The organism is Streptomyces sp. NPDC050738, assembly GCF_040654175.1.
Classification (GTDB): domain Bacteria; phylum Actinomycetota; class Actinomycetes; order Streptomycetales; family Streptomycetaceae; genus Streptomyces.
In genome coordinates this window covers 1-26,715 of record NZ_JBFAHN010000014.1, presented here as the reverse complement: position 1 = coordinate 26,715, position 26,715 = coordinate 1, and the positions used below count along the sequence as shown (strand labels likewise).

Below are 26,715 nucleotides of genomic sequence, written 5' to 3'. Positions count from 1 at the left end.
AGCTCAGCGCGCGAGCAGACAGAACGGGTGGCCGGCCGGATCGGCGTAGATGCGCCAGCCGCTCTCGTTGTCGTCCAGGAGGTTGGCCCCCGCTTCCAGGACCTCCTGCTCGGCCCGGTCCAGGTCGTCCACCTCGAAGTCCAGGTGGAACTGTTGCGGGCGCGAGGGGTTGGGCCACTGAGGAGCCTGGTGGTCCTCCGCCCGCTGGAAGCCCAGGACCAGTCCCGCCGGCGTATGGAGCGTCGCGAAGTCGGCGTCGAGCCTCCAGCGGCGGTCGGGCTGGTTCACCGTGCCGCCGAGGACCGTCCGGTAGAAGGCGGCCAGGCTCGGCGGGTCGGGGCAGTCCAGGACTATGCACTGCAGGGCGGCGATCATGCGGTGGATTCTAGTGCGGCCAGTACGGCGGTCCGGCAGGCGGTGGGGTTGCCCCAGGCGTCCCGCAGCGGCCGGGCCTTCCGCAGCCACAGCGAGAGGTCCAGTTCCTCGGTGTAGCCGACCGCGCCGTGCAGCTGGAGCGCGGTGCGGGCCGCCGTGTACGCCGCCTCGCCCGCGGTCACCTTCGCCGCCGCGATGTCCCCCGGCGCCATGGTGAGCGCGGCCCCGTAGAGCAGCGGTCGGGCGAACTCCAGGGCGAGGAGGGTGTCCGCGAGGCGGTGCTTGACCGCCTGGAAGGCGCCGATCCGCGTCCCGAACTGGGTCCGCTGCTTCACGTACGCGACCGTACGGTCCAGGAGCGCGAGCCCCACACCGAGGGACTGCGCCGCGGTGAGGAACGCCGCCATGCCGGCGGCCTCGCTCAACGCCGGTGTGCCGCCCAGGAGTTCACCGCCGGGATCCGGGGCGAACAGGCGGCGGGCCGGGTCGGCCGATGCGCGCAGCGGACCGTACCCGGGCGCGACGCGCCCCTCGGAGGTGACCAGCAGGTCGGCGGCGTCGGCGTCCAGTGCGTACGGGCCCTCGGCGAGGGAGATCAGCGCCTCGCCCGCGGCGATCCGCGGCAGCCACTCCTTCGCGGCGGGCGTCGGGGCCAGGAGCACGGCCGCGGCCGCCGTCTCGACCACCGGGCCCGGCACGCAGTGGCGTCCCAACGCCACGTAGGTCAGGGCCAGTTCGACGGGCAGCGGCCCCACTCCCTCGTACGCCTCGGGGACCGCCAGCGCGAACACCCCGGCCTCCGCGAGCCGCGCCCACAGGGCCCGGCCAGGGGCGTGGTCCCCGGCGGCCCAGGACCGTACGACAGAAGGCGTGTCGGCGGCCGTGAGCAGCGCGTCCAGGGAGCGCGCGAAGTCCTGCTGCTCGTCGGTGAGCTGGAATCTCATGCGCGGCGTCCCCTCGGCAGGCCGAGCAGCCGCTCGGCGATGATGTCGCGCTGGATCTCGTTGGTGCCCGCGTAGATGGGCCCGGAGAGGGAGAAGACATGACCCTCGGCCCAGGCGGTGTCCGCCAACTCCCCGTCGGCGCCCAGCAGATCGAGCGCCGTCTCGTGGAGCGCGATGTCGTACTCCGACCAGAAGACCTTGTTGAGACTCGACTCCGCGCCGATCGTCTCGCCCGCCGCGAAGCGCGAGGCGTTCGCGTACGTGAAGAGCTGGTAGGCGCGCGCGCCGATCACCGCGTCCGCCACCCGGTCGCGCACCGTCACCTCCTCGCCCCGCTCGCGCCACAGCGCGGTGAGGCGGTCGGCGGCGGCCAGGAAGCGGCCGGGGGAGCGCAGGGTGAGGCCGCGCTCGTTGCCGGTGGTGGACATGGCGATGCGCCAGCCCTGGCCCGGCTCCCCGATGACGTCCTCGTCGGGGACGAAGACCTGGTCGAGGAAGAGCTCCGCGAAGGCCGGCTTTCCGTCGAGGCGGCCGATGGGGCGGACCGTGACGCCCGGCGCCTTGAGGTCGAACATCAGGTAGGTGAGGCCCTGATGGGCTTTGGGCGCGTCAGGATCCGTACGGAAGATGCCGAACGCGCGGTCCGCGAAAGCCGCCCGGGACGACCAGGTCTTCTGCCCCGAGAGCAGCCAGCCGCCGTCCGCCCGTACGGCGGTCGACCGCAGCGAGGCGAGGTCGGAGCCGGACTCCGGCTCGGACCAGGCCTGCGCCCAGATCACCTCGCCGCTCGCCATCGGGGGCAGGACGCGGGCGCGCTGCTCGTCGGTGGCGTGGTCGAAGAGGGTGGGGGCGAGGAGGTTGATGCCGTTCTGGGAGACCCGGCCGGGGCCGCCGGCCCGGTAGTACTCCTCCTCGAAGACCAGCCACCGGAAGATGTCCGCGCCCCGGCCGCCGTACTGCTGGGGCCAGTTGACGACCGACCAGCGGTCCGCGGCCAGCCGCCCCTCCCACTCCCGGTGGGCCGCGAAGCCCTCCTCGGTCTCCAGGGAGGGGAGCGGCTCGGCGGGGACGTTCGCCGCGAGCCACGCTCTCGCCTCGGCCCGGAAGGCGTCCTCGTCGGGCGTGTGCGTCAGGTCCATCAGCTGCTCGCCTTCTTCATCGCTGCTATGTCCATGCCGCCCAGCGGGTCGGCGGCCGTCTCGGCGTTGTGGGCGTGGGCGAGATGGTGCAGTCCGAAGACGGAGTCCATCCCGGCGTGCATGCCCTGCAGGTCCTCCGCCTGATTCACGGCGCGCTTGGTGAGGGCGAGTCCCAGACGCGGCATTCCGGCGATCTGAAGCGCCAACTCCTCGGTACGGGACGAGAGTTCGTCGCGCCCCACGACCTGGTTGATCATTCCGACCTCGTACGCCCGCCGGGCGCTCATCCTGTCCCCGGTGAACAGGAACTCCTTCGCGATGCGTGGCGGCATCACCCACGGATGCGCGAAGTACTCGACGCCCGGGATCCCCATCCGTACGACCGGGTCGGCGAAGAAGGCGTCCTCGCTCGCCACGATCAGGTCGCAGACCCAGGCCAGCATCAATCCGCCCGCCACGCACGCCCCTTGGACGGATGCGATCACCGGTTTCGGCAGCTCGCGCCAGCGCCTGCACATCCCCAGATAGACCTCGGACTCGCGGGCGTACCGGCTCTCGGCGCCCGCCTTGTCCGAGTGGTCCCACCAGAGTCCGGCCCGCCGCTCGAAGGGCAGATGGGCATCGCGTTCCGGGGTGCCGATGTCGTGGCCCGAGGAGAAGTGGTCGCCCGCCCCGGACAGGACGAGGACCTTCACCTGCGGGTCGTCGGCCGCCCGGTAGAAGGCATCGTCCAGGGCGTAGGTCATCGCGGAATTCTGGGCGTTGCGGTACTGCGGGCGGTTCATGGTGAGGTGCGCGACCGGGCCGCGGCGCTCGTACAGGACCGGTGGTGCGGACGGGTCGGGCATCGGACTCCTTCCCTAACAAGTGTTTGGTAGGTTAACGTGCCGGTGTGACGAACAACAAGCCGCAGTACGTCCCCGGCCACGGCCTGCTGACCGGCCGCACCGCCGTCATCACCGCAGCCGCCGGAGCGGGCATCGGCGGGGCGACGGCCCGTAAATTCCTGGAGGAAGGCGCCCGCGTCGTCCTCGGCGACACGCACGCCCGCCGCCTCAAGGAGTCCCAGGCGGCGCTCGCCGAGGAGTTCGGCACCGACCGCGTCGCCTCGCTGCCCTGTGACGTCACCGACGAGACCCAGGTCCAGGCGCTCTTCGCGTACGCGGGAGAACTGCACGGCGCCCTGGACATCGTCGTCAACAACGCGGGCCTGGGCGGGACTTCACCCCTCGTCGAGATGACCGACGACCAGTGGTCCAAGGTCCTGGACGTCACCCTGAACGGAACCTTCCGCTGCACGCGAGCCGCCCTGCGCGCATATAGGGAGACGGGAGGCGGCGGCGTCATCGTCAACAACGCCTCCGTCGTCGGCTGGCGCGCCCAGGCAGGCCAGGCCCACTACGCGGCCGCGAAGGCCGGCGTCATGGCCCTCACCCGGTGCGCGGCCATCGAGGCCGCCGAGTACGGCGTACGCGTCAACGCCGTCTCCCCGAGCCTCGCCATGCACCCGCACCTGGTGAAGGTCACCACCCCCGAACTCCTCACCGAGCTCACCGCACGCGAAGCCTTCGGGCGCTACGCGGAGCCCTGGGAGGTCGCCAACGTCATCGTCTTCCTGGCCAGCGGCTACTCCTCGTACATGACCGGGGAGACCATCTCCGTCAGCAGCCAGCATGCGTAAGACAATGGCGGCGTGCCGACCAACAGCAACGCCAAGAAGACCCCGGTGACCGCCACCCCCGCGCGCCGCCGCGAACTCCTCGACACCGCCGCCGAGGTGTTCGCCGCCCAGGGCTACAACGCCACCACCGTCCGCAGGATCGCGGACGAGGCCGGCATGCTCGCCGGGAGCCTCTATTACCACTTCGATTCCAAGGAATCGATGGTCGACGAGATCCTCTCCACCTTCCTGACCGAGCTCTGGGCGGGCTACGACGCCGTGCTCGAAGCCGGCCTCGGCCCCAGGGAGACCATCGAGGCCCTCGTCACCGAGTCCTTCCGCGAGATCGACCGGCACCGCGCCGCCGTCGCGATCTACCAGAAGGAGTCCAGGCACCTCGCCGCCCTGCCGCGCTTCCACTACCTCGCCGACTCCCAGACCAAGTTCGAGAAGGCCTGGCTGGGGACGCTGGAGCGCGGCGTCGAGGACCGGGTCTTCCGCGCCGACCTGGACATCCGCCTCACCTACCGCTTCGTCCGCGACACCGTCTGGGTCGCGGCGTCCTGGTACCGGCCGGGCGGCCAGCACAGCCCCGAGGAGATCGCCCGCCAGTACCTGTCGATGGTCCTGGACGGGATTTCCGTCCGTACATAACCCGTTGCACCGGAGGAGCCAAGCCATGTCCGAGGCCTACATCGTCGAAGCGGTCCGCACCCCTGTCGGCCGGCGCAAGGGAGGCCTCGGGGCCGTGCACCCCGCCGACCTCGGCGCGCACGTGCTCAAGGCGCTCGTCGCCCGCTCGGGCATCGACCCCTCGGCCGTCGAGGACGTGGTCTTCGGCTGCCTGGACACCGTCGGCCCGCAGGCCGGCGACATCGCCCGTACGGCATGGCTGGCAGCCGGGCTGCCCGAGGAGGTGCCGGGCGTGACCATCGACCGCCAGTGCGGCTCCTCCCAGCAGGCCGTGCACTTCGCCGCCCAGGGTGTCCTCTCCGGCACCCAGGACCTGGTGGTCGCGGGCGGCACCCAGAACATGACGCAGATCCCGATCGCCTTCGCCTCGCGCCAGGCCGCCGAACCCCTCGGCCTCACCGGTGGCCCGTACGCGGGCAGCGAAGGCTGGCGGGCGCGGTACGGCGACGCCCCCGTCAACCAGTTCCACGGCGCCCAGCTCATCGCGGAGAAGTGGGGGATATCCCGCCTGGAGATGGAGGAGTTCGCCCTGCGCTCCCACCAGCGGGCGATCCAAGCGATCGACGAGGGCCGCTTCGCGCGCGAGATCGTTGCGTACGGGAACGTCACGACGGACGAGGGCCCGCGCCGCGACACGACGCTCGCCAAGATGGCGGGCCTCAAGCCGGTCCTCGAAGAGGGCACGATCACCGCCGCCTGCTCCTCCCAGGTCTCCGACGGCGCGGCCGCGATGCTGATCGCCTCCGAACGGGCGGTCGCGGAACACGGTCTGACCCCGCGCGCCCGTATCCACCACCTCTCCGTACGGGGGGAGGACCCGATCCGGATGCTCTCCGCCCCGATCCCGGCCACGGCGTACGCCCTGAAGAAGACGGGGATGTCCCTCGACGACATCGACCTGGTCGAGATCAACGAGGCCTTCGCCCCGGTCGTCCTCGCCTGGCTGAAGGAGACCGGGGCGGACCCCGACAAGGTCAACGTCAACGGCGGTGCGATCGCGCTGGGCCACCCGCTCGGCGCGACGGGCGTCAAGCTGATGACGACCCTCCTGCACGAGCTGGAGCGCACGGGCGGCCGCTACGGACTGCAAACGATGTGCGAAGGCGGCGGCCAGGCGAACGTCACGATCATCGAGCGCCTCTGAGCGGTCGGCTACGGGGTGAGCGAATAGCCCACCAGCACGGCCGCCGCGATCTCCACGAGCCCCGGCGCCAGATCGCCGTCCACACCCTCCCCGGAGATCAGGCGGCCGTGCGAGCGCACCCCGAGCGTCTCCGGATCCACGTCCTGGAGATGGATGACCGGGCCCAGCCCCGCGCCGGCCGCCTCCGCGTACACCTCGGCCTTGCGGCGTGCCGCCGCCACCGCCAGACGTCGCGCCTCGTCGCGCAGCGCCGGTTTGTCGTGAACGTCGAAGACGACCTCTTCGACGTGGTTCGCCCCCGCGTCCACCGCGTCCACGATGAGCTGCTGCAGATCGTGCAGGGCGGAGGCTTCCACGGTGTACGAGGCCTGGCAGCGGTAGCCCAGAAATTTTCGATCCGCGCCGTAGCCTTCGTACGAAGAGGTGAGGGAGAGCCGGGATCCGGAGACCGCGGCGTCCGGTATGCCGTGTCTGCGCACCGTGTCGCGAAGTTGTTTCACGGCCGTTCCGGCCCGCTTGAAGGCCTCGTCCGGGGTGGGCGCCAGAAGGTCAACTGCCAGTTTCACACGGGCCACTTGAGGCTCACGCTGCACACTGCCCGCACCGAACACGCTGAGCCCCCAGGGCTCTCTGATCGCTTGAGTCACACCCGGATCCAAGCAGCGACCGCGCAACCGTGCTAGTGTTGGACCTGTTGCAGTTTTGGTACCCATGAACTTTATGTGCGCCTGACGGGAATGTTCCTCAGGCGCATTGTTAGTTTTTCCGGTGTTTCTCCGGTTATGGGGTTCAATGCGGCGACGCGGAATTCGTAAAGTGCGAATTTCCGGCTCTGCACCTGTTTGGGAGAATGTTATGGCCACCGGTACCGTGAAGTGGTTCAACTCTGAAAAGGGCTTCGGCTTCATCGAGCAGGACGGCGGCGGCGCCGACGTCTTCGCCCACTACTCCAACATCGCCACCTCGGGCTTCCGTGAGCTCCAGGAAGGCCAGAAGGTCTCCTTCGACGTCACGCAGGGCCAGAAGGGCCCGCAGGCGGAGAACATCGTCCCGGCCTAATTGCCGGACGCGTACCTCGCTGACCGGGGCTCGCACCTTCACGGTGCGGGTCCCGGTTTGTGCTGTGTGTCCGACAGACAAGACCGGCAGGAAGGCTAGAAACTGCATGACCCGCTCCGCTGAACGTCCCTCGCGCCCCGCACGCAACCATTCGTCGAGGGGCCGCTCTCAGGCCCCCGCCAAGGGTCCGGCCCGCAAGGCGGCCCCCAGGCCCGCCGAATTCACGCTGCCGGAGACCATCACCCCCGCGCTGCCCGCCGTCGAGGCTTTCGCCGAGCTGGACATGCCCGCCGCCCTCCTGAAGACCCTTGCGGCACAGGGCGTCACCGACCCGTTCCCGATCCAGAGCGCGACCCTGCCGAACTCCCTCGCGGGACGCGACCTCCTCGGCCGCGGACGCACCGGGTCCGGCAAGACGCTCGCCTTCGGACTCGCGCTGCTCGCCCGCACCGCGGGCCGGCGATCCGAGCCCAGGGCGCCGCTCGCACTCGTACTCACCCCGACGCGTGAGCTCGCACAGCAGGTCACGGACGCGCTGACGCCGTACGCGACCTCCGTCAACCTGCGGGTGGCCACCGTCGTCGGCGGTATGTCCATCGCCAAGCAGGCCGGTCAGCTGCGCCGTGGTGCCGAGGTCGTCGTGGCCACGCCCGGGCGCCTGAAGGACCTCATCGAGCGCGGCGACTGCCGACTGGACCAGGTCACCATCACCGTCCTCGACGAGGCCGACCAGATGGCCGACATGGGCTTCATGCCGCAGGTCACCGCGCTGCTGAAGCAGGTCGTGCCCGGTGGGCAGCGGATGCTGTTCTCGGCGACGCTGGACAAGAACATCGACCGCCTCGTGAAGATGTTCCTGACCGACCCCGTCGTGCACTCGGTCGACCCGTCCGCCAGCGCCGTCACGACCATGGAGCACCACCTGCTCTACGTCGCCGACGCCACGGACAAGAAGGCCGTCACGACGCGGATCGCCGCCCGCGACGGGCGCGTGATCATGTTCATGGACACCAAGCGGTCCGTGGACCGGATGGTCAAGCAGCTCCTCGCGAGCGGTGTCCGGGCCTCCGGTCTGCACGGCGGGCGTTCGCAACCGCAGCGCAACCGGACGCTCGACCAGTTCAAGAACGGTCAGGTCACCGCGCTGATCGCGACGAACGTCGCGGCCCGTGGCATCCACATCGACGACCTTGATCTCGTTGTGAACGTGGACCCGCCGACCGACCACAAGGACTACGTCCACCGCGGCGGGCGCACCGCCCGTGCCGGTGAGTCGGGCAGCGTCGTCACGCTCGTACTTCCCGAGCAGAAGCGGGAGATGACCCGGCTGATGTCGGACGCGGGCATCACGCCGCAGACCGCGCGGGTCAAGTCCACCGACGAGGAGCTGGCCCGGATCACCGGCGCCCAGGAGCCTTCCGGGGTGGCCGTGATCGTCGAGGTTCCGCAGCCGACGCAGCCCCAGGGCCAGCGCCGGTCGCGCCCGAGCCGGCCCTCGCGGGCCGGTGGCGCCGCAGGCGGTGCCGCGGCGGCCCAGGGCAGCCGGGGCAGCCGTGGGCGCCGTGGCGGCCAGGGTGGCGGCGGCCGCAGCGGCCAGTCGGGTCAGGGTGCGGGCCAGGGCCGCAGCGCCCAGGGCGGCCAGGGCCGTGGCGGTCAGGGCGGCGGACGCCGGGCTGCTGCCTGACGGTAGACAGAAGCGCTGATCAGAGGCGCGGGAGGGTGCTCAGCACCTCCCGCGCCTCTGTCATGATCCGGGTGATCAGCTCGGCGCAGGACGGCAGGTCGTCTATCAACCCCGCCACCTGGCCCGATGCCATCACACCGAGGTCGGTGCGGCCGTCGACCATCGAGGCTTTCAGGAGCATCGGGGTGTTGGCGGCCAGCAGGACCTGACTCCATGTCAGGTCCTTTCCGTGTTTCATGGCCAGGCCTTCGCGGACCATCTGCGGCCAGGAGAGCCCGGAGAGTTTGCGGAACGAAGCGGCCCGGCGGGAGGCGTGCAGCAGCGTCCGCGTACGGCCCGAGCGCTCCAGGGCGGTGACCAGGTCGCTGCGGAGCATGCGGTGCGGCATGCCGTCGACCGCCGTGGTCACCGTGATGTTCTTGACCGTCGCTTCAAGGTACTTGGCCTTGACCGCGTCGGGGACGGTCGAGTCCGAGGTGAGCAGGAAGCGGGTGCCCATCGCGATGCCCGCCGCTCCGTACGCCAGGGCGGCCACCAGGCCGCGGCCGTCGTAGAAGCCGCCCGCCGCGATCACCGGGATGTCCACCGCGTCGACAACCTGCGGGAGCAGCACGGTGGTTGCCACCTCTCCCGTGTGGCCGCCGCCCTCACCGCCCTGGACGATCACCGCGTCCGCACCCCAGTCCGCGACCTTTTCGGCATGGCGGCGGGCGCCGATCGAAGGGATGACGATCACCCCCGCGTCCTTGAGCTCGGCGATCAGCTCGCGGGACGGCGCGAGCGCGAAGGAGGCCACCTTCACGCCCTCGTCGATGATGATGCGGACCCGGTCGCGGGCGTCGGAGGCGTCCGCGCGGAGATTGACGCCGAAGGGCTTGTCCGTACGGGACTTGACCTCGCGGACCGCGCCGAGGAGCTGGTCGGGGGTCATCGTCGCGGAGGCCAGGATGCCCAGTGCGCCCGCGTTCGCGGAGGCGGAGACCAGGCGGGGGCCGGCCACCCAGCCCATTCCGGTCTGGACGACGGGGTGCTCGACACCGATGAGCTTGGTGAGGGCCGTTTCCATCAGGAGGTCTTCACCTCGCGGTCGCGGATCGACTTCGGGTCGATGACCTCGCGGATCAGGTGGAGCTCGTGGTCGGTCGGTTCGCGGGTGTACGGGACGCCGGCGGGGACCATGAGCGGGAAGCCGGTGGCCTTCTGGACCTCGTCGACCGTGACACCCGGGTGCAGGGACACCAGGCGCATCGCGCGGTCGGGGGTCGCGAAGTCGAAGACGCCCAGGTGGGAGATGACGTACGGGATGCGGTGGAAGCGGGTCGCGGACGGCCCCGCGGCCGCCGCGCTGTCGTAACCGACCCCGCTGATCATGTCCACCCTGGGGACGAAGACCCGGGTGGAGTGCTTGGGGACCCAGTAACTGGTCGGGTTGTTCAGGGTGTTGACGGGGGCGCCGCGTACACCCAGGAGCTGGCGGGTGGGGTGCTGCCAGTCGCCGATGCAGGAGATGTTCTGGTTGCCGTAACGGTCGATCTGGCTGGCCCCCATCATCACGTGACGGCGGCCGCCGGTGACCATCGTGAGGTGCTTGCGGTACGGGAGCCAGCCCTCGGGGGTGCCGTCGAGGGAGACCAGGGTCGCCTCGCCGTCGGTCAGGAGCAGATCGGGCGAGAAGGTCCGCTTGGCCAGGCGCGCGCCGAACGAGGGGATCAGGCCCATGGGGGAGGCGAGGATCTCGCCGCTGTCGCGCCAGGCCTCGGCGCAGGCGATCACGCAGTACTCGGCTCGGGTCGTCGTCATCGCTGCTCCTTGTGCCAGGCCTGGACGGCGGACTGGTAGCGCTGTTCGTCGCCGGCCAGGAAGCGGGCCGCGAAGTCGGCGTACGGGGTTGTCGCGTAGTGGCGCTGGAAGGGCTCGTCGCGGTCGTAGTCGGGGGCGCAGGAGGTGAAGTGAGCGCCGTTCGGGGTCTCGCAGACGCCGGTGACGGTGTGGCGGCTGACGAGGAGGGTCTGGGGCGGGTGGGTCTTTGTGAGGTCGGCGGTGTCGACGAGCTGCTCGCAGGAGAGGTACGCGGTGTCGGCGGCCTCGCAGAAGAGGTCGTCGAAGTAGGGGTCGGGGCCCAGGTACTGGCCGTTGCCCAGGCGGTCGGCGCGGTTGAGGTGGACGAGGGCCGCGTCCATGCGCAGGGCGGGGACCGCGACGAACACCTCGCCGTCCTCGTAGGGCGAAGTGACCGTACGGAGCTGGGGGTTGACCCGCATCACATCGGATCCGATGCCCGCGCGGACGGGGAGGAAGGGGAGGCGGTTGGCCGCGGCGTGCAGGCCCCACATGAACATCGCCTCGTCGATCTCGGTCAGCTCGATGGCTGCGCTCTCGCGGGCGGCGCGGTAGTGGGGCTCCAGGGGGATCGAGTCGAGGGTGGTGAAAGCCGCGGTGAGCTTGCGGATGCGGCCCGCGGCGGCGAGGAGGCCGACGTCGGGGCCGCCGTAGGAGATGACATGGAGATCGGTGATCTCGGAGCGGAGCAGTGCGCGCACCAGAGCCATCGGTTTACGGCGTGAGCCCCAGCCGCCGATGCCGAGCGTCATGCCGGAGCTGAGGCGCGAGACCACTTCGTCGGGGGTCATCGTCTTGTCGGTCATCGGGCGGGCCTGCCTTCTGTCTGCGTGCTCGGCGTGCTCTGCGTACCGAAGGTGTCGCGGACGCGGTCGGCGATGCCGCTGAGGTTGGCCTCGAAGGTGAAGCCCTGCTCGAAGCGGTAGCTGCGGTGTACGTCGACGGGGTCGATGCCGTTGATCGCCGCTTTGGCCAGGCGCAGGAGGGTGCCGTCCTTCTGGGCGATCTCCCGGGCCAGGTCGAGGGCCGCGGCTTCCAACTCGGCCGGTGGGACCACTTTCCAGACCGAGCCGTGGGCGTGGAGTTCGGCGGCCGTGGCGGTGCGCGAGGTGAAGTACAGGGCCCGCATGAGGTGTTGGGGGACCAGCCGGGAGAGGTGCGTGGCCGCACCGAGCGCGCCCCGGTCGAGTTCGGGCAGGCCGAAGGTGGCGTCGTCGGAGGCGACGATCGCGTCCGCGTTGCCGACCAGGCCGATGCCGCCGCCCAGGCAGAAGCCGTTGACGGCGGCCACCACCGGGACCTCGCAGGTGTAGACGGCTGAAAACGCCTCGTAGCAGCCGTGGTTGGCGCCGATCAGGGAGGCGTGGGTGGGGTCGTGCTGGAGCTCTTTGATGTCCACGCCCGCGTTGAAGCCCCGGCCTGCCGCGGCCAGGATCACGCAGCGGGTCCCGGGGTCGCGGCCCGCGGCGCGCAGGTCGTCGGCGAGGTCGTACCAGCCCTGGACCGGGAGGGCGTTGACGGGTGGGAAGTCGACGGTGATGCGGGAGATTCCCTTTTCGGGGCTGGAGGTGGAGACACCCATGAGCGGATCAGCTACCTTTCCACCAAACGTTTGTTAGGTGGAAAGGTAGCGCGGATGGAGCTGGCCGGGAAGGTCGTTGTGGTGACGGGCGGTACCCGGGGCGTGGGGGCGGGGATCGCCTCGGCGTGCGCGGGAGCCGGCGCGCGGGTCGTGGTGTGTGCGCGGCGGCCGCCTGAAGTGGCGTCGGAGGGCGTGGAGTTCGCGGCCGTCGATCTGCGGGACGCGGGGGCCGTCCGGGAGTTCCTGGAGGGAGTCGTCGAGCGATATGGGCGGCTCGACGTGCTCGTCAACAATGCGGGTGGCACGCCGCACCGGCTGCTCGGCGAGGGGGAGGCCGAACGGCATGCGCGGGTGGTCGAGCTCAATCTGCTGGTGCCGATGGCGGTGTCGCTCGCCGCGTACGGACATCTGCGGGCCTCGGGCGGCTGCGTGGTCATGGTCGGGAGCGTGAGCGGGGGGCGGGCCTCGCCGGGGACCGCGGCCTATGGGGCCGCCAAAGCGGGGCTGGAGAACCTGGCGCGATCCATGGCCGTGGAGTGGGCGCCCGAAGTGCGGGTGAACACCGTGGTGTTGGGGATGGTGCGCACCGAGCTCTCGCATCTGCACTACGGGGATGCGGAGGGTGTCGCCGCCGTCGGGCGGACCGTACCGCTCGGGCGGCTCGCGGAGCCCTCGGAAGTGGGCGAGGTCGTTGTCTTCCTCGCGTCGGAGCGGGCCGCCTATGTGAGCGGGGCCTCGCTTCTCGTGCACGGGGGCGGGGAGCGGCCCGCCTTCCTGGAAGCGTCAACTGTCAATAAGGAGAAGTGAGATGAGTGCTGTCCGGGGTCGGTTGTGCGAGGGGCGCGTCGTGATCGTGACCGGTGGAGGGCGGGGGCTCGGACGGGCCCATGCGCTGGCCTTCGCCGCGGAGGGGGCGCGGGTCGTCGTCAACGATCTGGGGGTCGGGCTGGACGGGGCGGGCGCGTCCTCCGGGCCCGCGCAGGCCGTGGTGGACGAGATCGTTTCGGGGGGTGGCCAGGCTGTCGCGCATGGCGGTGACATCGCCACGGGGGAGGGTGCGGCCTCGCTGGTGGCTGCGGCCGTGGATACGTACGGGCGACTGGACACCCTGGTCAACAATGCGGGATTCCTGCGGGACAGGATGCTCGTCAACCTGGACGAGGACGACTGGGACGCGGTCATGCGCGTCCATCTGAAGGGGCACTTCCTGCCGCTGAAGCATGCGGCGGGGTACTGGCGGGGGGAGGCCAAGGCGGGGCGGGAAGTGGCGGCGAGGGTCGTCAACACCACCTCGGGGGCCGGGTTGTTGGGGAGCGTGGGGCAGGGGAACTACGCGGCCGCCAAGGCGGGAATCGTGGGGCTGACGCTGGTCGCCGCCGCGGAGATGGGGCGGTACGGGGTGCAGGTGAACGCGATCGCGCCGGCGGCGCGGACCCGGATGACAGAGGAGACGTTCGGGGCGCTGGAGGGGCTGCCGGAGGACGTGTCGCCGCTGGTGGTGTGGCTGGGGTCGGGGGCGTGCGACGGGGTGACCGGGCGGGTCTTCGAGGCGGAGGGCGGGCGGATCACCGTGATGGAGGGATGGCGGGCCGGGCCGTCCGTCGACGGGGGCGGGCGGTGGTCGCCCGCGGGGGCGGGGGAGGCGGCGGTCAAGTTGCTTGCGACGGCGGAGGTTCCGGGGGCGGTGTACGGGGCGCGGTAGTTGGGGCCGAAGGGGTGGGCCCGCGTTGCCGCTGCGCGGAGAGTGTCCCCTGGCCCGCCCCTTCCCGGCCGCGACACTTTGCGGCTCCGCCGCGTGGGGGCTCCGCCCCGGACCCCGGTCCTCAATCGCCGGACGGGCTTGATTTTGCCGGGTGCTGGATTGATTGTGCGGAAGCGGAAGCGGAAGCAGGAGCAGGAGCGGTAGTGGTAGCGGTTGGGCGACTGCAGGCAGTGCACGGGCCGTAGCCAGGCCTAGGGGTGTCAAGCGGATCAGGCCGCCGGCGATAGGTGACCGCGGCACGATCCGCCGGACACCCCCTGCGTCCCACGAAGCCGGTTCAGCGGCAGCGTGGCGTCGTGCGCGTCAAGCGGTGCTTTGCCGCCTCGTCCTCTACGTAATCGATCGCCTCCAGCGCCGTCGAGTGCGCATAGCCCTCCGGGTCCTCGTCCGCCAGGATCCGTACCAACGTCCCCACCGCACGCGGATCCTGACGCATCGCCAGACCCCGGGCCGCCTCCGCCGCCGTGTCCGGGTCCTCGTCGTCCAGGAGGGACGCGAGGGCCTCGCGGATCTGTGGGGTGTCCGCGTCCACCGCCGACAGGTCCAGCGTCGCCCAGTCCCTGACCTCCTCGTCCGGATCCTGCGTGAGGGTGATCAGCGCTGCCAGCGCCTCCGTGTCGTCCGCGGGGACCAGACCGTGCAGGGCCAGGGTCACCCGGTGGCGCACATCGCGGTCCGGGTGTGCTGCGTGCTGGAGGATTTCGGGGAGCGCCGCCGGGTCGCCGTGGTGGCCCAGGGCCAGGACCGCCGACTGGATCAGCTCCGGGTGTACGGCCGTTCGGGCCAGGTCGCGCAGGATGGGGAGGGACCGGCGTACGAAAGGCTTGTCCGCCGCGAAGCCCAACTGGGCCAGCACGTCCGCCGCGAACGCCTGACGCAGCGGGTCGCCGCCGTCCGCCGCCCACGCGGCCGCCGCCTGGAACGTCTCCTCGTCGCCCCGCCGCTGCAGCGCGAAAACCGGCTCCGCCCAGTCGTCGAGCGTCGCATCGCCGTACCGCAGCGCACGCTCCGCCAGCTCCTCGAACGGCGCCTGGATGCCGAGCTCCGCCTCCAGCAGCGTGGCGATCGCGCCGTGGCCGGTCTGCTGCTCGGCGCTCGCCCAGGGCGCGTTCTCGCCTATCAGGTCCACGACCACCGTGAGGCCGTCGTCCTCCCTGACCCGGCGCGCCACCGCCTCGTACGCGGAGCCGTAACTCTCGGCGAGCTGCCGGCGCACCTCCTGCTCCACATCCAGCGCAAGCCACCGCCGCGCCTCCGCCAGCGCCTCCTGGCGTGCGCTCGCACCGTGCCGCAGCAGCACCCGCACGGTCTCCGCCGAACCCCGGCCCGCCGCCGTCACCAGCGGCGGCACCCCGCCAGGGCCCGGCAGATCGGGGTCGGCGCCATGGGCGAGGAGGACCTCCGCCGTCTTCCCGTACCCCTTCTGCGCCGCCCAGGTCATCGCCGTGAAGTCGAGCTCCTCGCGGAGATCGGGCTGTGCGCCCGCCGCCAGGAGCGCCCGTATGACCTCCGTGTGGCCGCCGCTCGCCGCCCCGCACAGCGGCAGGTCCACGGTGTCCTCGCCGCTCGGGCGGTTCGGGTCCGCGCCCGACGCCAGGAGCAGCCGTACGATGCCGGGCCGGTCGCCCAGCGCCGCCCGGTAGAGCGCGCTGCCCAGGCCCTCGCTCTTCGCCTCGGCGGACGCGCCCGCGCGCAGCGCCCGTACGACGGCGTCCTCGTCGCCGGCGAGCACCGCCTCCATCAGGTTCGTCATCCTTCGACCATCGCGCGCACAGCGCCGCAGCGCAAAGACATTTCGTGCCTCAGGTGTCGCACTCCAGCACCGTGCGGCACAGCGCGCAGCGGGCGCGGACCCGGCCGCGGCAGGGGAGGCGGATGCGCTGGAAGCAGCACGGGCAGGGGAAGGAGACCCGCAGGTCGGAGGGGCCGCCCTCGAAGGCGTACGCGGATCCGGGCGGCGACCAGCCGCGGTGGTCCATGGCATAGCGGCGGTCCTTGGCATACCGGCGGCGGCCCGACCAGCCGGCGGCCGTCAGCGGCGGCTCCAGGTGGTCATGGCCCGCCTGGAGCAGTCCCTTGCGGTACGCGGTGTACGCCTGCGGGCTGGTGAACCAGATCGACGGGTCCTCGCCGAAGACCTCCGCCCGCTTCGCCAGCACGTACCCGAACTCCTCCGGTGTGAGATAGCCGAGCTTCTGCCGCGACACCTCGTCCTCGCGGAACGCGTCCAGGAGCAGCCAGCCCGCACCCAGATACGTCGTCGCCGTGTCCGTGAGGATCTCGTTGTCACGGGTGCCGGGGAACGTGAGGTCGAGGCGGTGCAGCAGGACGTGCATGACCTCGTGGGCGAGAGCGGCACCGATGTCGTTGCGGTGGGTGCGGAAACGGTCGTTCAGATCGATGAAGTACTCCGGGCCCGCCGCCAGTTCGACCCCCGCCGCGTGCTGCATCTCGCGGAAGCTCACGATCATCCGGGCGTCGGGGAGACGCAGATGCTGGACCATGGCGCGCGCGACGCGCTGGGCGCCCAGGTGCAGATCGTCCACGTCGGAGAAGGCGACATCGACGGGGGCGACGCTCGGCGCGTAGGTACGGATGCCGTCGTACGACAGGCGTTTGTAGAGCGCGGTGATGGCCGCCCGCACGGTCTCGAGGTGCGGGTACCCGTGTACGACCTCGCTGCCGCTCGTCACCTCTCCACTGTACGGGGGAGCGGAAAGCCCGGATAGCACACGTTCCGGTGGGAATGATCTCCTCCGGAGATCTTGGCCGGCCGATCCACGGGAGGGCGTCCGTTGAGGAAACTGCTGCGAAGTCTGAGGAAATGGGCGGGTGTTGGGGTCCTGGTGCTGGCCGTCACCGGCCTGCCGGGCCCGCCCGCATCGGCCGCCCCGCCGCCCGTCGTCGGCGGAAGCCGCGCCGAGGAGGGCGAATTCCCTTTCGTGGTACGGCTGTCCATGGGGTGCGGCGGCGCCCTCTACGCCAAGGACATCGTCCTGACCGCCGCCCACTGCGTGGACCGCACCGGTGACGACACCTCGATCACCGCGACCGCAGGCTCCGTAGACCTGCTCGGCGCCAAGGCCCACGACATCCGGTCCGTCAAGGTCCTCCAGGCCCCCGGCTACACCGGAACGGGCAACGACTGGGCGCTGATCAAACTGGAACGGCCCTTCGCACTGCCCACCCTGCGGGTCGCGACCTCGCAGGCGTACGACCAGGGCACCTTCACCGTCGCCGGCTGGGGCGCCACCGGCGAGAACGGGGCGCAGCAGCGCTACCTGCGCAAGGCGACCGTGCCCTTCGTGACGGACGCGCAGTGCGCCCGGGCGTATGGCGACCCACTCCTGCCCGGCCAGGAGATCTGCGCCGGAAACCTCACAGCCGGCGGAGTCGACGCCTGCCAGGGCGACTCCGGCGGCCCCCTGTTCCGCAAGGACGGCCAAGGCCACTGGCTCCAGACCGGGATCGTCAGCTGGGGCCGGGGCTGCGCCGAGCCCGGCTACCCCGGCGTCTACACCCAGGTGTCGGCCTTCGCCCCCGCCATCAGAAAGGCCGCCGACTCGCTTTAGTCCAACACCTGTCCCTCCTTTGTCCATAGGCTCATACGTCCCCCTCCTCCATCGTGACGTGCAGGAACAATCCCGCGACGGAGGAGACGAGCGTGCACGCAGAGACACAGCCGCGAGGACAGCGCGGCCCCAGCCGCAGGACGGTGGTGGCCGCAGGCGCGCTGGCCGGAGCGGGCGCGGCCGTCGCCTCCCCGGCCGCGTTCGCCGCGGAGGCGGGCGAGGCGGTGCTCGTCTCCGGCGCGCTCGCGGTTCGCGTCGCCGGAGACTTCCCGCGGATCGTCTCGTACACCGACCGGCAGACCGGCGCGCTCCTGTACGGGCAGCAGGAACCGGTCGCTTCGGTGCTCGTCGACGGCGTCTCCCACACCCCGAAGGTGAGCGCCGCGCCACGCGGCCGCGACCGCATGACGTACACCCTCGCCCTCGCAGGCGGCACCGAGATCGGCGTCGAGATCCGGGTGCGCGACTGGCAGGTCGACTGGCGCGTCACCCGCATCGCCGACACCGCGGCGCTGCGCGTGGGGACGCTGCAGATCCCGGGGCTCGCGTTCCTGACCGTACGCAGCGACCAGCCCGGAGCGACGCTGCTCGCCGCCAAGATCCAGCTGGACAAGGCCAAGACCGGCGACACCCTCGTGAAGGTCACCGCGGACACCGCGCCCGACGCCGCCGCCACCGGATGCGCGTACGCCGTCGTCGCCCACGACCGGCTCGGCGGGGCCGTCGAGACCAACACCGTCTACGACAAGGTCGACAGCGCCGCCGGGACCACCTGGGAGAACGGCCGGCTGTGGCGCCAAACCGTCACCGCCGGAGACCACGTGGAGGCCCGGCTCGCCTGCGGCCAGTGGACCCACCGTGCCGCGACCTCGCCCGTGGACGCCACCGAGCCCCTCCCGTACGCGACGATCGTCCTCACCCGCGACCGCAACGGCGACGGCGTCGTCGACTGGCAGGACGCGGCCATCGCCTTCCGCGACATCATGGTGACCCCCCTCGGCGCCGACGAGCAGCACCTGCGGGTCGTCCCGCACATCCCCTTCAACTTCGCCTCGCAGGCCACGAACCCCTTTCTGGCGACCCTCGACAACGTCAAGCGGATCTCCCTTGCCACCGACGGACTGCGCCAGTTCACCCTCCTCAAGGGCTACCAGTCCGAGGGCCACGACTCCGCCCACCCCGACTACGCGGGCAACCACAACCAGCGCGCCGGCGGCCTCACCGACCTCAACACCCTGGTCCGCGAAGGCCGCAAGTGGAACAGCGACTTCGCCGTCCACGTCAACGCCACCGAGTCCTACCCCGTCGCCCACGCCTTCTCCGAGACGCTCGTCGACAAGACCAATGAGCAGTGGGACTGGCTCGACCAGAGCTATCGCATCGACTCACGCCGCGACCTCGTCTCCGGCGACATCGTCAAGCGCTTCAAGGACCTGCGCGCCGAGGCCGACCCGGCACTCAACACGATCTACATCGACGTCTTCCGCGAATCCGGCTGGACCTCCGACCGGCTCCAGCGCGCCCTGCGCGAACAGGGCTGGATCGTCACCAGCGAGTGGGGCCACGGCCTGGAACGCTCCTCGATCTGGTCGCACTGGGCGAACGAGACCGACTACGGCGGCGACACCTCGCGCGGCATCAACTCCCAGCTGATCCGCTTCATCCGCAACCACCAGAAAGACGTCTTCGCCAACAAATGGCCCACCCTGCTCGGAGCCGCCCGCATGGGCAACTTCGAAGGATGGGTCAACAAGACCGACTGGAACGCCTTCTACGACATCATCTGGACCGAGGCGCTCCCCGCGAAATACCTGCAGGCCTACCCCGTCCAGCGCTGGACCGAGCACGAGATCAGCTTCTCCGGCCCCACCAGGACCGTCGTCGACGACACGACCGGCGCACGGCGCATCACCACCGACGGGCGCACCGTGTACGAGGCCGGGGCCTATCTGCTGCCCTGGGAGCCGAGGAAGGCCACCGACCCGGCGAAGCTCTACCACTACAACCCGGCCGGGGGCAGCAGCAGTTGGGAGCTGCCGCGCGGCTGGGCCGGATCCTCTCGCGTCGCCGTGTACCGGCTCACCGACCAGGGACGGGAGTTCGTGCGCGACGCCCCCGTACGGTCGGGGAAAGTCACCCTCGACGCGGAAGCCGGCCGGCCCTACGTCCTCTACCGCACCCGCGTCGCCGCCGTCGGCGACCCCGGCTGGGGGCAGCACAGCGCGATCCGCGACCCCGGCTTCAACTCAGGCTCCCTGAAGGGCTGGAGCGTCAGCGGCCCCGCTAAGGTCGCCCTCAGCGCGATCGGCGACTACGAACTGGTCATCGCCGGGGGCGCCGCCGCCCGCGTCGCCCAGCGGCTCGGACGGCTCCCGGCCGGCACCTACGCGGCATCCGTACAGGTCGAGGTCGGCGCGAGCGCCGGTGAACGCCGACGGGCCGCACTCGAAATCCGTACCGCCGACGGCGTCACCGCGACGAACCACACCGACGTCTCCCACGCAGGGAACTACGTCGCGGCCGACCGCAAACACGACACCCGCTTCCAGCGGATGTTCACCCGCTTCACCGTCCCCGAAGCCGGCGGCCCCGTCGACCTGGTCCTGCGCGCCGACGCGGGACAGGCACAGGTGCGCTTCGACAACCTGCGCGTCGTCGCCGCCGCGCCCACCACCAGGCCCGGAACGCTCGTCTTCGAAGACTTCGAGAACGTCCCCCAGGGTTGGGGCCCCTTCGTGAAGGGCGACGCGGGCGGCTCCACCGACCCGCGTACGCACATCGCCCAACGGCACGCCCCGTTCACCCGGCGCGGCTGGAACGGCAAGACCATCGACGACATCATCGACGGCACCCAGTCCCTGAAGTCACGCGGCGAGAACGACGGCATCGTCTACCGGACCGTCGACCACACGGTCCGCTTCACGGCGGGCAAGCGCTACCGGGTCTCCTTCCGGTACGAGAACCAGACGGCCGGCCAGTACGCCTGGATCACCGGACTCGACGCGGCCGGCACCACGGACGCACGCGAACTGGAACGCCGGGAACTGCCCGTCACCACCGAACCGGCCCTGCTGAGCTACGAGTTCACCGCACCCACGGGCGGCGACACCTGGGTGGGACTGCGCAAGACCGGCGACGACGGCGTCGCCGAATTCTCCCTGGACGCCTTCGAAGTGCGCGAAGTGTAAAGCGAGGTGTAAGAGGCCGGCCGAGAGCCGGTTCGCCGGGCGCGGCTCGGCGGGAGAGACTGCACCCATGCAGCTCCCCGCCGAAGCCGTCGCCGCGACCGCGCTGATCGAGGTCGTGCGGATCTCCGCAGTACCGGCCGAACGGGGCGCCCCCTACCCCGGGAAGACGGTCGCCCACTGGGCAGGGAACGAGGCCGTCGCCGCGGAAGCCACCCCGGCCCAGGCGCTACTCACCCTCTTCCGTACGGCGGCTCAGCCGATGACCAGCACCTGATCGCCCGGCTCCACCAGCTCCAGCACCCACACCTCGTTCTCGCCCTCACGGAGCACAGGGCCCGGTACATACAGGGCGGACTGCGGCCCCGCAGACCAGTAGCGGCCCAGACAGAAGCCGTTCACCCACACGAACCCCCGCCCCCAGCCCGGCAGTTCCAGCGACGCGTCACCCGCACCCCGGACCTCGAACGTCCCCCGGTACAGACCCCGGTCCCCGTCCACGACCGGCCCGAACGGCAGCTTCGCGACCGCCGCCGCATCGTCGAAGGAGTCGAGGCGCAGCCCCTGCGCCCGTACCCCGTGCAGATACTGCCGCTCGTGCAGAATCCCGCCGGTGATCCCCTTCGGCTCCGCCAGACGCGGACCGTAGTTGACCCTGCCCAGCGACTCCACCCACAGCTCGACAGCCGCCGGACCCGCCACCGGAGCCCCCAGCCCGGTCCTCACCCCGTCGACGTACAACAGCGCCACATCCCGCAGCCCCGACACCGTCAGCGGATACGGCGTGCGCGGACCCGGCACATCCACCCGGTAACGGACCAGCCCGCGGTCCACATCCAGCTCCTCGAACGTCGCCGGAACCGCACCCTCCCGCTCCGGGCCACCCAGTGCATCCAGCACCTCGGCCAGCGGCGCCCACTCACTCAGCACCGGCCGCACCTCAACCCCCAACTGCGGCGGTGCAGGCGGAAGTTCAGGCAGCGGACCCTCCTGATAGGCGGCCAGGATCTCCCGGAACAGCCAGAACTTCTCCGTCGGCCGCCCGAACTCGTCCACCGGCGCCCCATAGTCGTACGACGTCACCGTCGGCTGCAGCTCACCACCATGCAGCTCACCCGCCCGGTTCGCCCCCGAGAACCCCGCGAAATTCGTCCCCCCGTGCGCCATGTACAGATTCACCGACGCCCCGCACTCCAGAATCTCCCGCAGCGCATCCGCGGCATCCGCCGGATCCCGTACGACATGCTCCGCATCCCAGTGGTCGAACCACCCGCACCAGAACTCCATGCACATCAGCGGCCCGCGCGGCTGATGCCGGCGCAACACCTCGAAACCCTCCCGCGCACCCGACCCGAAATTCGCCGTCGCCAGCACACCCGGCACCGAACCGCCCGTCAGCATGTGATCCTCCGGACCATCGGAGGTGAACAGCGGAACGCTCACCCCGCGACGGCGGAGAAGACCCGTCAGATGCGCGAGATACACCTGGTCGGAGCCGTAACTCCCGTACTCGTTCTCGACCTGCACCATGATCACCGCACCGCCGCGGTCGATCTGCCGCGGCACGATCTCATGCAGCAGATGATGGAACCAACGATCCACATGACCCAGAAACTCCGGATCACGCGTCCGTACCCGCCGCCCCAGCGGCCCCGTCAGCCAGTGCGGCAGACCACCGTTCTCCCACTCGGCACAGATGTACGGACCCGGGCGCACCACCGCCCACAACCCCGCCTGCTGCGCCGCATCCAGAAACCGGCCCAGCGCCTGCACATCATGGAAGCGGCCCGCCTGCGGCTCATGCAGATTCCACGGCACATACGTCTCCACACAGTTGAGCCCCATCGCCCGCAGCATCGCGAGCCGGTGACCCCACTGGTCCTCATGCACCCGGAAGTAGTGCATCGCCCCCGACAGCAGCCGCACAGGCCGCCCGTCCAGCTGAAAATCCTTCTCGCCCACCGTGAAATCTGCCACGGAGCCCAGCTTTGCCCCCTGGCGGCGACCCGGTCCATGGACAAAGATCAACGCTGGTTGGACGCAACGCAGCGCAACGCAGCACACAGAAAGGGCGATTCGCGGTGTATCACACCTGGATGCGCTACTTCACACCAAGCCCCGTCCACCAGCGACTCGGCCTGGTCTGCCTCGGCGTCGGACTCCAGCACGGCACCCTGCCCACCGTCGGCCCCCGCACCCTCGACCACCACGTCGCCGTCGTCGTCAGCTCCGGCAGCGGCTGGTTCAAAGGCGCCGACGGACGCCGCACCGACATCACCGCACCCGCCCTGATCTGGCTCACCCCCGGCGCCACCCACCACTACGGCCCCGACCCCGCAGCCGGCTGGGACGAATCCTTCGTCGACTTCACCGGACCCGCCACCACCACCTACACCGAACTCGGCTACATCGAACCCGACCGCCCCGTCGTCCCCCTCGCCGACACCGCGGGCCCCCGCGCCGCCATCGGCCGCATCGCCCGCGCCGCCCGCCGCGGCAACCCCCTCCTCGAAGTCGAGACCGGCGCCGCCGTCCACGAACTCCTCGTCGCCCTGCGCCGCGCCCGCGCCGACATAGCCCCCGACGGCGACCCCGTCCTGCAAGCCCTGGCCCGAGACGCCTTCCAGCCGCTGTCCGTCGCCGAACACGCCGCCCGCCACTCCATGACGCCCGCCGAGCTCCGTACCGCCGTACGCAGAGGAGCCGGCTGCAGCCCCAAGGACTACCTCCTCGGCATCCGCCTGGGCCGCGCCAAAGAACTCCTCGCCGCCACCGAACTCCCCGTCGCCGCCGTCGCCCGCCGCGTCGGATACGACGACCCCGCCTACTTCTCCCGCCTCTTCACCCGACGCGTCGGCACCGCCCCCATCCGCTTCCGCGAACAGCAGGGCCGCACCGTCCCCGGCGGCTGGAGCAACCAGATCCCGGATCCTGAACACCCTCCGACCATCCCCACACGCGCAACGTAAACTCCGTGACCATGACCGAGATCGACCCGGCCGTCCAGGACGAGCTGAACCGCCTCCGCGGATCCATCGACAACATCGACGCGGCAGTCGTGCACATGCTCGCCGAGCGCTTCAAATGCACCCAGCAGGTCGGCGTGCTCAAGGCAGAACACCAGCTGCCCCCCGCCGACCCCGCCCGCGAAGCCCGCCAGATCGAAAGGCTCCGCGAACTCGCGACAAGCGCCCGCCTCGACCCGGCATTCGCGGAAAAACTGCTCAATTTCATCATCGCCGAGGTGATCCGCCACCACGAGACGATCGCCCAGTCCGGCTGACCCCCTCCGCCCACTGCGCCATGCCACCGCCGTACGGCACCATGGGCGCATGTCCGTACTGACGCGCGACGAAGCGCAGACCCGTGCCCGGCTCCTCGACGTCCAGCGGTACACGATCGCACTCGATCTCACCCAGGGCGACGACACCTTCGACTCCCGCACCCGCATCGCCTTCACCGCACGCGAAGCCGGGGACACCTTCGTCGAACTCAAGCCGGCCACCCTGCGCTCCGTCACCCTCGACGGACAGCCCATCGACCCGGAAACCCTCACCGACGACCGGCTCGCCCTGACCGGCCTCACCGCGGGCGCACACGAACTGTGCATCGACGCCGACATGCGCTACTCCCGTACCGGCGAAGGCATGCACCGCTTCACCGACCCCACCGACGGCGAAACCTACGTCTACACCCAGCTGTTCATGGACGACGTCCAGCGCACCTTCGCCGCCTTCGACCAGCCCGACCTCAAAGCCCTCTTCGAGCTGACCGTCACCGCCCCCGAAGGCTGGAGCGTCCTCGCCAACGGCATCACCGAGCAGCAGCCCGACGGCAGCTGGAAAGCCGCCACCACCCCGCTCATCTCCACCTACCTCGTCGCCGTCGCCGCAGGCCCCTGGCACTCCGTACGCACCGAGCACGCCGGAATCCCCTTCGGAATCCACTGCCGCCGCTCACTCGCCCCCCACCTCGACGCCGACGCGGACGAAATCCTCGACATCACCCGCGCCTGCTACGACCGCTTCCACGAAAAATTCGACGAGCCCTACCCCTTCGACTCCTACGACCAGGCCTTCGTCCCCGAATTCAACGCCGGCGCCATGGAAAACCCCGGCCTGGTCACCTTCCGCGACGAATTCATCTACCGCTCCGCCGTCACCGACACCGAACGCCAGACCCGCGGCATGGTCATCGCCCACGAAATGGCCCACATGTGGTTCGGCGACCTCGTCACCCTCCAGTGGTGGGACGACATCTGGCTCAACGAGTCCTTCGCCGAATACATGGGCTACCAGACCCTCGCCGAAGCCACCCGCTTCACCGACACCTGGGTCGACTTCGCCGTCGCCCGCAAGGGCTGGGGCTACGACGCCGACCAACGCCCCTCCACCCACCCCGTCGCCCCCGACCCCGAAGCAGTACCCGACACCGCCTCCGCACTCCTCAACTTCGACGGCATCTCCTACGCCAAGGGCGCCTCCGCCCTGCGCCAACTCGTCGCCTGGCTCGGCGAGAAGGACTTCCTGGCCGGCATCAACACCCACTTCGCCCGCCACCGCTTCGCCAACGCCACCCTCGCCGACTTCATCGACTCCCTCGCCTCCGCCACCGACCGCGACGTCCACGCCTGGGCCGCCCAGTGGCTGGGCACCACCGGCGTCGACACCCTCACCCCGCGGATCGAGGAGTCCGACGGCACCTGGTCACTGGCCGTCGACCGCGACGGCAGCCGCCCCCACCGCATCACCGTCTCCACCTTCGACGTGGACGCCGTCGACCCCGCACAGCTCCTCCCGCGCGACCGCATCGAACTCGACGTCCCCATGGGCGACACGGCCAAGGCACTCCCCGGCCGCCGCCCCGACCTGGTCCTCCTCAACGACGGCGACCTCACCTACGCCAAGGTCCGCCTCGACACCACGTCCTGGGACACCGCCGTACGCACCCTCTCCGGCATCCCCGAACCCCTCACCCGCGCCGTCTTCTGGAACGCGGCCCGCGACATGGTCCGCGACGGCGAACTGGCCCCCACCGCCTACCTGGACGCCGCCCGCGCCCACCTCCCGCACGAATCCGACCTCGCGATCACCCAGGGCGTCCTCACCTTCGCCGCCACCCAGATCACCGACCGCTACCTGGCGCCCACCGACCGCCCCGCAGCCCTCGCCGCCCTCGCCGCGATCTGCCGGGACCTGATCCGCCGCACCGAAGACGGAAGCGACACAGGCCTGCGCCTCATCGCCGTACGCCACTTCATCGACGCCGCCACCCAGCCCGAATCCATCCAGGGCTGGCTCGCCGAAGGCTCCGTCCCCGGCGGTCCCGAACTCGACCCCGAACTGCGCTGGCGCATCCTCACCCGCCTCGCCGTCCTCGGCGCCACCGACGAGCCCACGATCGCCGCCGAACTCGACCGCGACCCCAGCGCCACCGGTCAGGAGGGCGCGGCCCGCTGCCGCGCCGCCCTGCCCACCCCCGAAGCGAAGGAAGCAGCCTGGTCGGCGCTCTTCTCTTCGGACACCCTCTCCAACTACCTCTTCACCGCCACAGCCCAGGGCTTCTGGCAACCCGAACAGGCAGACCTGACAAGCCAGTACGTCCCGCGCTTCTACGAGGACGCGGTGGCCTTGGCGGCCCGCCGGGGCCCGGCGATCGCAGACGCGGCAGGGCGCTACGCCTTCCCCGCGTACGAAACGACCCCCACAGCCCTGGCCCAGGGCGAGGCCTGCCTGGCAGAAGCCGACATGATCCCGGCCCTGCGCCGCAAACTGGTGGACCAACTGGACGACCTCCGCCGAGCCCTGAGCGTCCAAACGCCCTGACCTCCCCGCCCCACGGACGCTGCGCGCCACCAAGAACGACCCCGCGGCCCCATCACGCACGGCCCGGGGATGGCGCTCCTCGCCCCCATATACGGGCGGGCGGGTGGGAGAAGGGGGGGGCGCCCCCCCCGGCCCCCGCCGGACCCCCCCCCCCGCCCCCGGGGCGGCCCCCCCCGCCGGCCCCCCCCCCAGGTGGGGGACCCCCCCGCCAGACAGACACCCGGCCGGGCGGCGCGGGGCGGGGGGGGCCGC

Annotated in this window: 25 protein-coding genes; 13 read left to right on the top strand and 12 right to left on the bottom strand. The window is 70.9% G+C overall.

What is annotated here, in order from left to right; translation table 11 throughout:
- Positions 1 to 3: 3 nt before the first annotated feature.
- Genes AB0H78_RS29250 through AB0H78_RS29235 form a run of 4 tightly spaced genes read right to left on the bottom strand, consistent with a single transcriptional unit; the run spans position 4 to position 3,306 of the window.
- On the bottom strand, positions 4 to 375 hold the full coding sequence (locus AB0H78_RS29250) for a VOC family protein (RefSeq protein ID WP_363237646.1): 372 nt from the start codon (positions 373 to 375) through the stop codon (positions 4 to 6).
- Complete coding sequence (locus AB0H78_RS29245) at positions 372 to 1,319, bottom strand: acyl-CoA dehydrogenase family protein (protein ID WP_363237645.1); 948 nt, start codon at positions 1,317 to 1,319, stop codon at positions 372 to 374. Before AB0H78_RS29245 ends, AB0H78_RS29250 begins: the two co-directional genes overlap by 4 nt.
- Complete coding sequence (locus AB0H78_RS29240; protein ID WP_363237644.1) at positions 1,316 to 2,458, bottom strand: acyl-CoA dehydrogenase family protein; 1,143 nt, start codon at positions 2,456 to 2,458, stop codon at positions 1,316 to 1,318. Before AB0H78_RS29240 ends, AB0H78_RS29245 begins: the two co-directional genes overlap by 4 nt.
- Positions 2,458 to 3,306 carry an enoyl-CoA hydratase gene (locus tag AB0H78_RS29235; RefSeq protein ID WP_363237643.1) on the bottom strand — a complete coding sequence of 283 codons (849 nt, stop codon included), beginning with the start codon at positions 3,304 to 3,306 and terminating at the stop codon, positions 2,458 to 2,460. Before AB0H78_RS29235 ends, AB0H78_RS29240 begins: the two co-directional genes overlap by 1 nt.
- A 44-nt stretch (positions 3,307 to 3,350) precedes the next feature.
- On the opposite strand from AB0H78_RS29235, the gene AB0H78_RS29230 reads away from it, so the two are divergent.
- From AB0H78_RS29230 to AB0H78_RS29220, 3 genes are read left to right on the top strand one after another with little or no spacing between them, the layout of a single operon-like run.
- Entirely contained in the window at positions 3,351 to 4,139 is a 789-nt protein-coding gene (locus AB0H78_RS29230; RefSeq protein WP_363237642.1) for an SDR family oxidoreductase, read from the top strand.
- A 45-nt stretch (positions 4,140 to 4,184) separates the two neighbouring features.
- Positions 4,185 to 4,772, top strand: coding sequence for a TetR/AcrR family transcriptional regulator (locus AB0H78_RS29225; RefSeq protein ID WP_363237801.1), 588 nt, complete (start codon positions 4,185 to 4,187; stop codon positions 4,770 to 4,772).
- Between the two features lie 25 nt (positions 4,773 to 4,797).
- Positions 4,798 to 5,955, top strand: coding sequence for an acetyl-CoA C-acetyltransferase (locus AB0H78_RS29220; protein ID WP_363237641.1), 1,158 nt, complete (start codon positions 4,798 to 4,800; stop codon positions 5,953 to 5,955).
- An 8-nt stretch (positions 5,956 to 5,963) separates the two neighbouring features.
- On the opposite strand, the gene AB0H78_RS29215 is transcribed toward AB0H78_RS29220, so the two are convergent.
- Positions 5,964 to 6,602, bottom strand: coding sequence for an SIMPL domain-containing protein (locus AB0H78_RS29215; RefSeq protein WP_363237640.1), 639 nt, complete (start codon positions 6,600 to 6,602; stop codon positions 5,964 to 5,966).
- A gap of 208 nt (positions 6,603 to 6,810) precedes the next feature.
- On the opposite strand from AB0H78_RS29215, the gene AB0H78_RS29210 reads away from it, so the two are divergent.
- On the top strand, positions 6,811 to 7,014 hold the full coding sequence (locus AB0H78_RS29210) for a cold-shock protein (RefSeq protein WP_003969786.1): 204 nt from the start codon (positions 6,811 to 6,813) through the stop codon (positions 7,012 to 7,014).
- Between the two features lie 106 nt (positions 7,015 to 7,120).
- Positions 7,121 to 8,698 (top strand): DEAD/DEAH box helicase, encoded by a 1,578-nt coding sequence (locus AB0H78_RS29205; protein ID WP_363237639.1) that lies wholly within the window; start codon positions 7,121 to 7,123, stop codon positions 8,696 to 8,698.
- Between the two features lie 19 nt (positions 8,699 to 8,717).
- Here the strand turns inward: AB0H78_RS29205 and AB0H78_RS29200 are convergent, their stop codons facing one another.
- The 4 genes from AB0H78_RS29200 to AB0H78_RS29185 are packed head-to-tail and all read right to left on the bottom strand — an operon-like array spanning position 8,718 to position 12,119.
- Positions 8,718 to 9,764 (bottom strand): nitronate monooxygenase, encoded by a 1,047-nt coding sequence (locus tag AB0H78_RS29200; RefSeq protein ID WP_363237638.1) that lies wholly within the window; start codon positions 9,762 to 9,764, stop codon positions 8,718 to 8,720.
- On the bottom strand, positions 9,764 to 10,498 hold the full coding sequence (locus AB0H78_RS29195; protein WP_363237637.1) for a CoA-transferase: 735 nt from the start codon (positions 10,496 to 10,498) through the stop codon (positions 9,764 to 9,766). Before AB0H78_RS29195 ends, AB0H78_RS29200 begins: the two co-directional genes overlap by 1 nt.
- On the bottom strand, positions 10,495 to 11,343 hold the full coding sequence (locus tag AB0H78_RS29190) for a CoA-transferase (RefSeq protein WP_363237636.1): 849 nt from the start codon (positions 11,341 to 11,343) through the stop codon (positions 10,495 to 10,497). Before AB0H78_RS29190 ends, AB0H78_RS29195 begins: the two co-directional genes overlap by 4 nt.
- Positions 11,340 to 12,119 carry an enoyl-CoA hydratase family protein gene (locus AB0H78_RS29185; protein WP_363237635.1) on the bottom strand — a complete coding sequence of 260 codons (780 nt, stop codon included), beginning with the start codon at positions 12,117 to 12,119 and terminating at the stop codon, positions 11,340 to 11,342. The genes AB0H78_RS29190 and AB0H78_RS29185 overlap by 4 nt, the downstream gene beginning before the upstream one ends.
- A 54-nt stretch (positions 12,120 to 12,173) precedes the next feature.
- Here AB0H78_RS29185 and AB0H78_RS29180 point away from each other — a divergent pair, with 54 nt between their 5' ends.
- The gene (locus tag AB0H78_RS29180; RefSeq protein ID WP_363237634.1) at positions 12,174 to 12,926 is read left to right on the top strand and encodes an SDR family oxidoreductase; all 753 of its coding nucleotides are present in this window, start codon (positions 12,174 to 12,176) and stop codon (positions 12,924 to 12,926) included.
- A gap of 1 nt (position 12,927) precedes the next feature.
- Complete coding sequence (locus AB0H78_RS29175; protein ID WP_363237633.1) at positions 12,928 to 13,821, top strand: SDR family oxidoreductase; 894 nt, start codon at positions 12,928 to 12,930, stop codon at positions 13,819 to 13,821.
- Between the two features lie 337 nt (positions 13,822 to 14,158).
- On the opposite strand, the gene AB0H78_RS29170 is transcribed toward AB0H78_RS29175, so the two are convergent.
- Together AB0H78_RS29170 and AB0H78_RS29165 are read right to left on the bottom strand one after the other, a co-directional pair.
- Entirely contained in the window at positions 14,159 to 15,634 is a 1,476-nt protein-coding gene (locus tag AB0H78_RS29170) for a HEAT repeat domain-containing protein (RefSeq protein WP_363237632.1), read from the bottom strand.
- A 49-nt stretch (positions 15,635 to 15,683) separates the two neighbouring features.
- Entirely contained in the window at positions 15,684 to 16,574 is an 891-nt protein-coding gene (locus tag AB0H78_RS29165) for a hypothetical protein (RefSeq protein WP_363237631.1), read from the bottom strand.
- Positions 16,575 to 16,676: 102 nt separating this feature from the next.
- Here AB0H78_RS29165 and AB0H78_RS29160 point away from each other — a divergent pair, with 102 nt between their 5' ends.
- The 3 genes from AB0H78_RS29160 (at position 16,677) to AB0H78_RS29150 (ending at position 20,915) form a co-directional block, all read left to right on the top strand.
- On the top strand, positions 16,677 to 17,453 hold the full coding sequence (locus AB0H78_RS29160; protein WP_363237630.1) for a serine protease: 777 nt from the start codon (positions 16,677 to 16,679) through the stop codon (positions 17,451 to 17,453).
- Between the two features lie 92 nt (positions 17,454 to 17,545).
- A complete protein-coding gene (locus AB0H78_RS29155; RefSeq protein WP_363237629.1) occupies positions 17,546 to 20,641 on the top strand; it encodes an endo-alpha-N-acetylgalactosaminidase family protein in 3,096 nt (1,031 codons plus the stop codon).
- A 67-nt stretch (positions 20,642 to 20,708) separates the two neighbouring features.
- Positions 20,709 to 20,915, top strand: a complete 207-nt coding sequence (locus AB0H78_RS29150; RefSeq protein WP_363237628.1) for a hypothetical protein — start codon at positions 20,709 to 20,711, stop codon at positions 20,913 to 20,915.
- Here the strand turns inward: AB0H78_RS29150 and AB0H78_RS29145 are convergent.
- Positions 20,894 to 22,615 carry a beta-galactosidase gene (locus AB0H78_RS29145; RefSeq protein WP_363237627.1) on the bottom strand — a complete coding sequence of 574 codons (1,722 nt, stop codon included), beginning with the start codon at positions 22,613 to 22,615 and terminating at the stop codon, positions 20,894 to 20,896. The genes AB0H78_RS29150 and AB0H78_RS29145 overlap by 22 nt on opposite strands.
- A 104-nt stretch (positions 22,616 to 22,719) precedes the next feature.
- Between AB0H78_RS29145 and AB0H78_RS29140 the strand changes: the two genes are divergently transcribed.
- From AB0H78_RS29140 to pepN, 3 genes are read left to right on the top strand one after another with little or no spacing between them, the layout of a single operon-like run.
- Positions 22,720 to 23,607 (top strand): AraC family transcriptional regulator, encoded by an 888-nt coding sequence (locus AB0H78_RS29140; RefSeq protein ID WP_363237626.1) that lies wholly within the window; start codon positions 22,720 to 22,722, stop codon positions 23,605 to 23,607.
- Positions 23,608 to 23,618: 11 nt separating this feature from the next.
- Positions 23,619 to 23,921, top strand: coding sequence for a chorismate mutase (locus AB0H78_RS29135; RefSeq protein ID WP_363237625.1), 303 nt, complete (start codon positions 23,619 to 23,621; stop codon positions 23,919 to 23,921).
- Between the two features lie 49 nt (positions 23,922 to 23,970).
- Positions 23,971 to 26,463, top strand: coding sequence for an aminopeptidase N (pepN, locus tag AB0H78_RS29130; protein ID WP_363237624.1), 2,493 nt, complete (start codon positions 23,971 to 23,973; stop codon positions 26,461 to 26,463).
- Positions 26,464 to 26,715 lie beyond the last annotated feature (252 nt).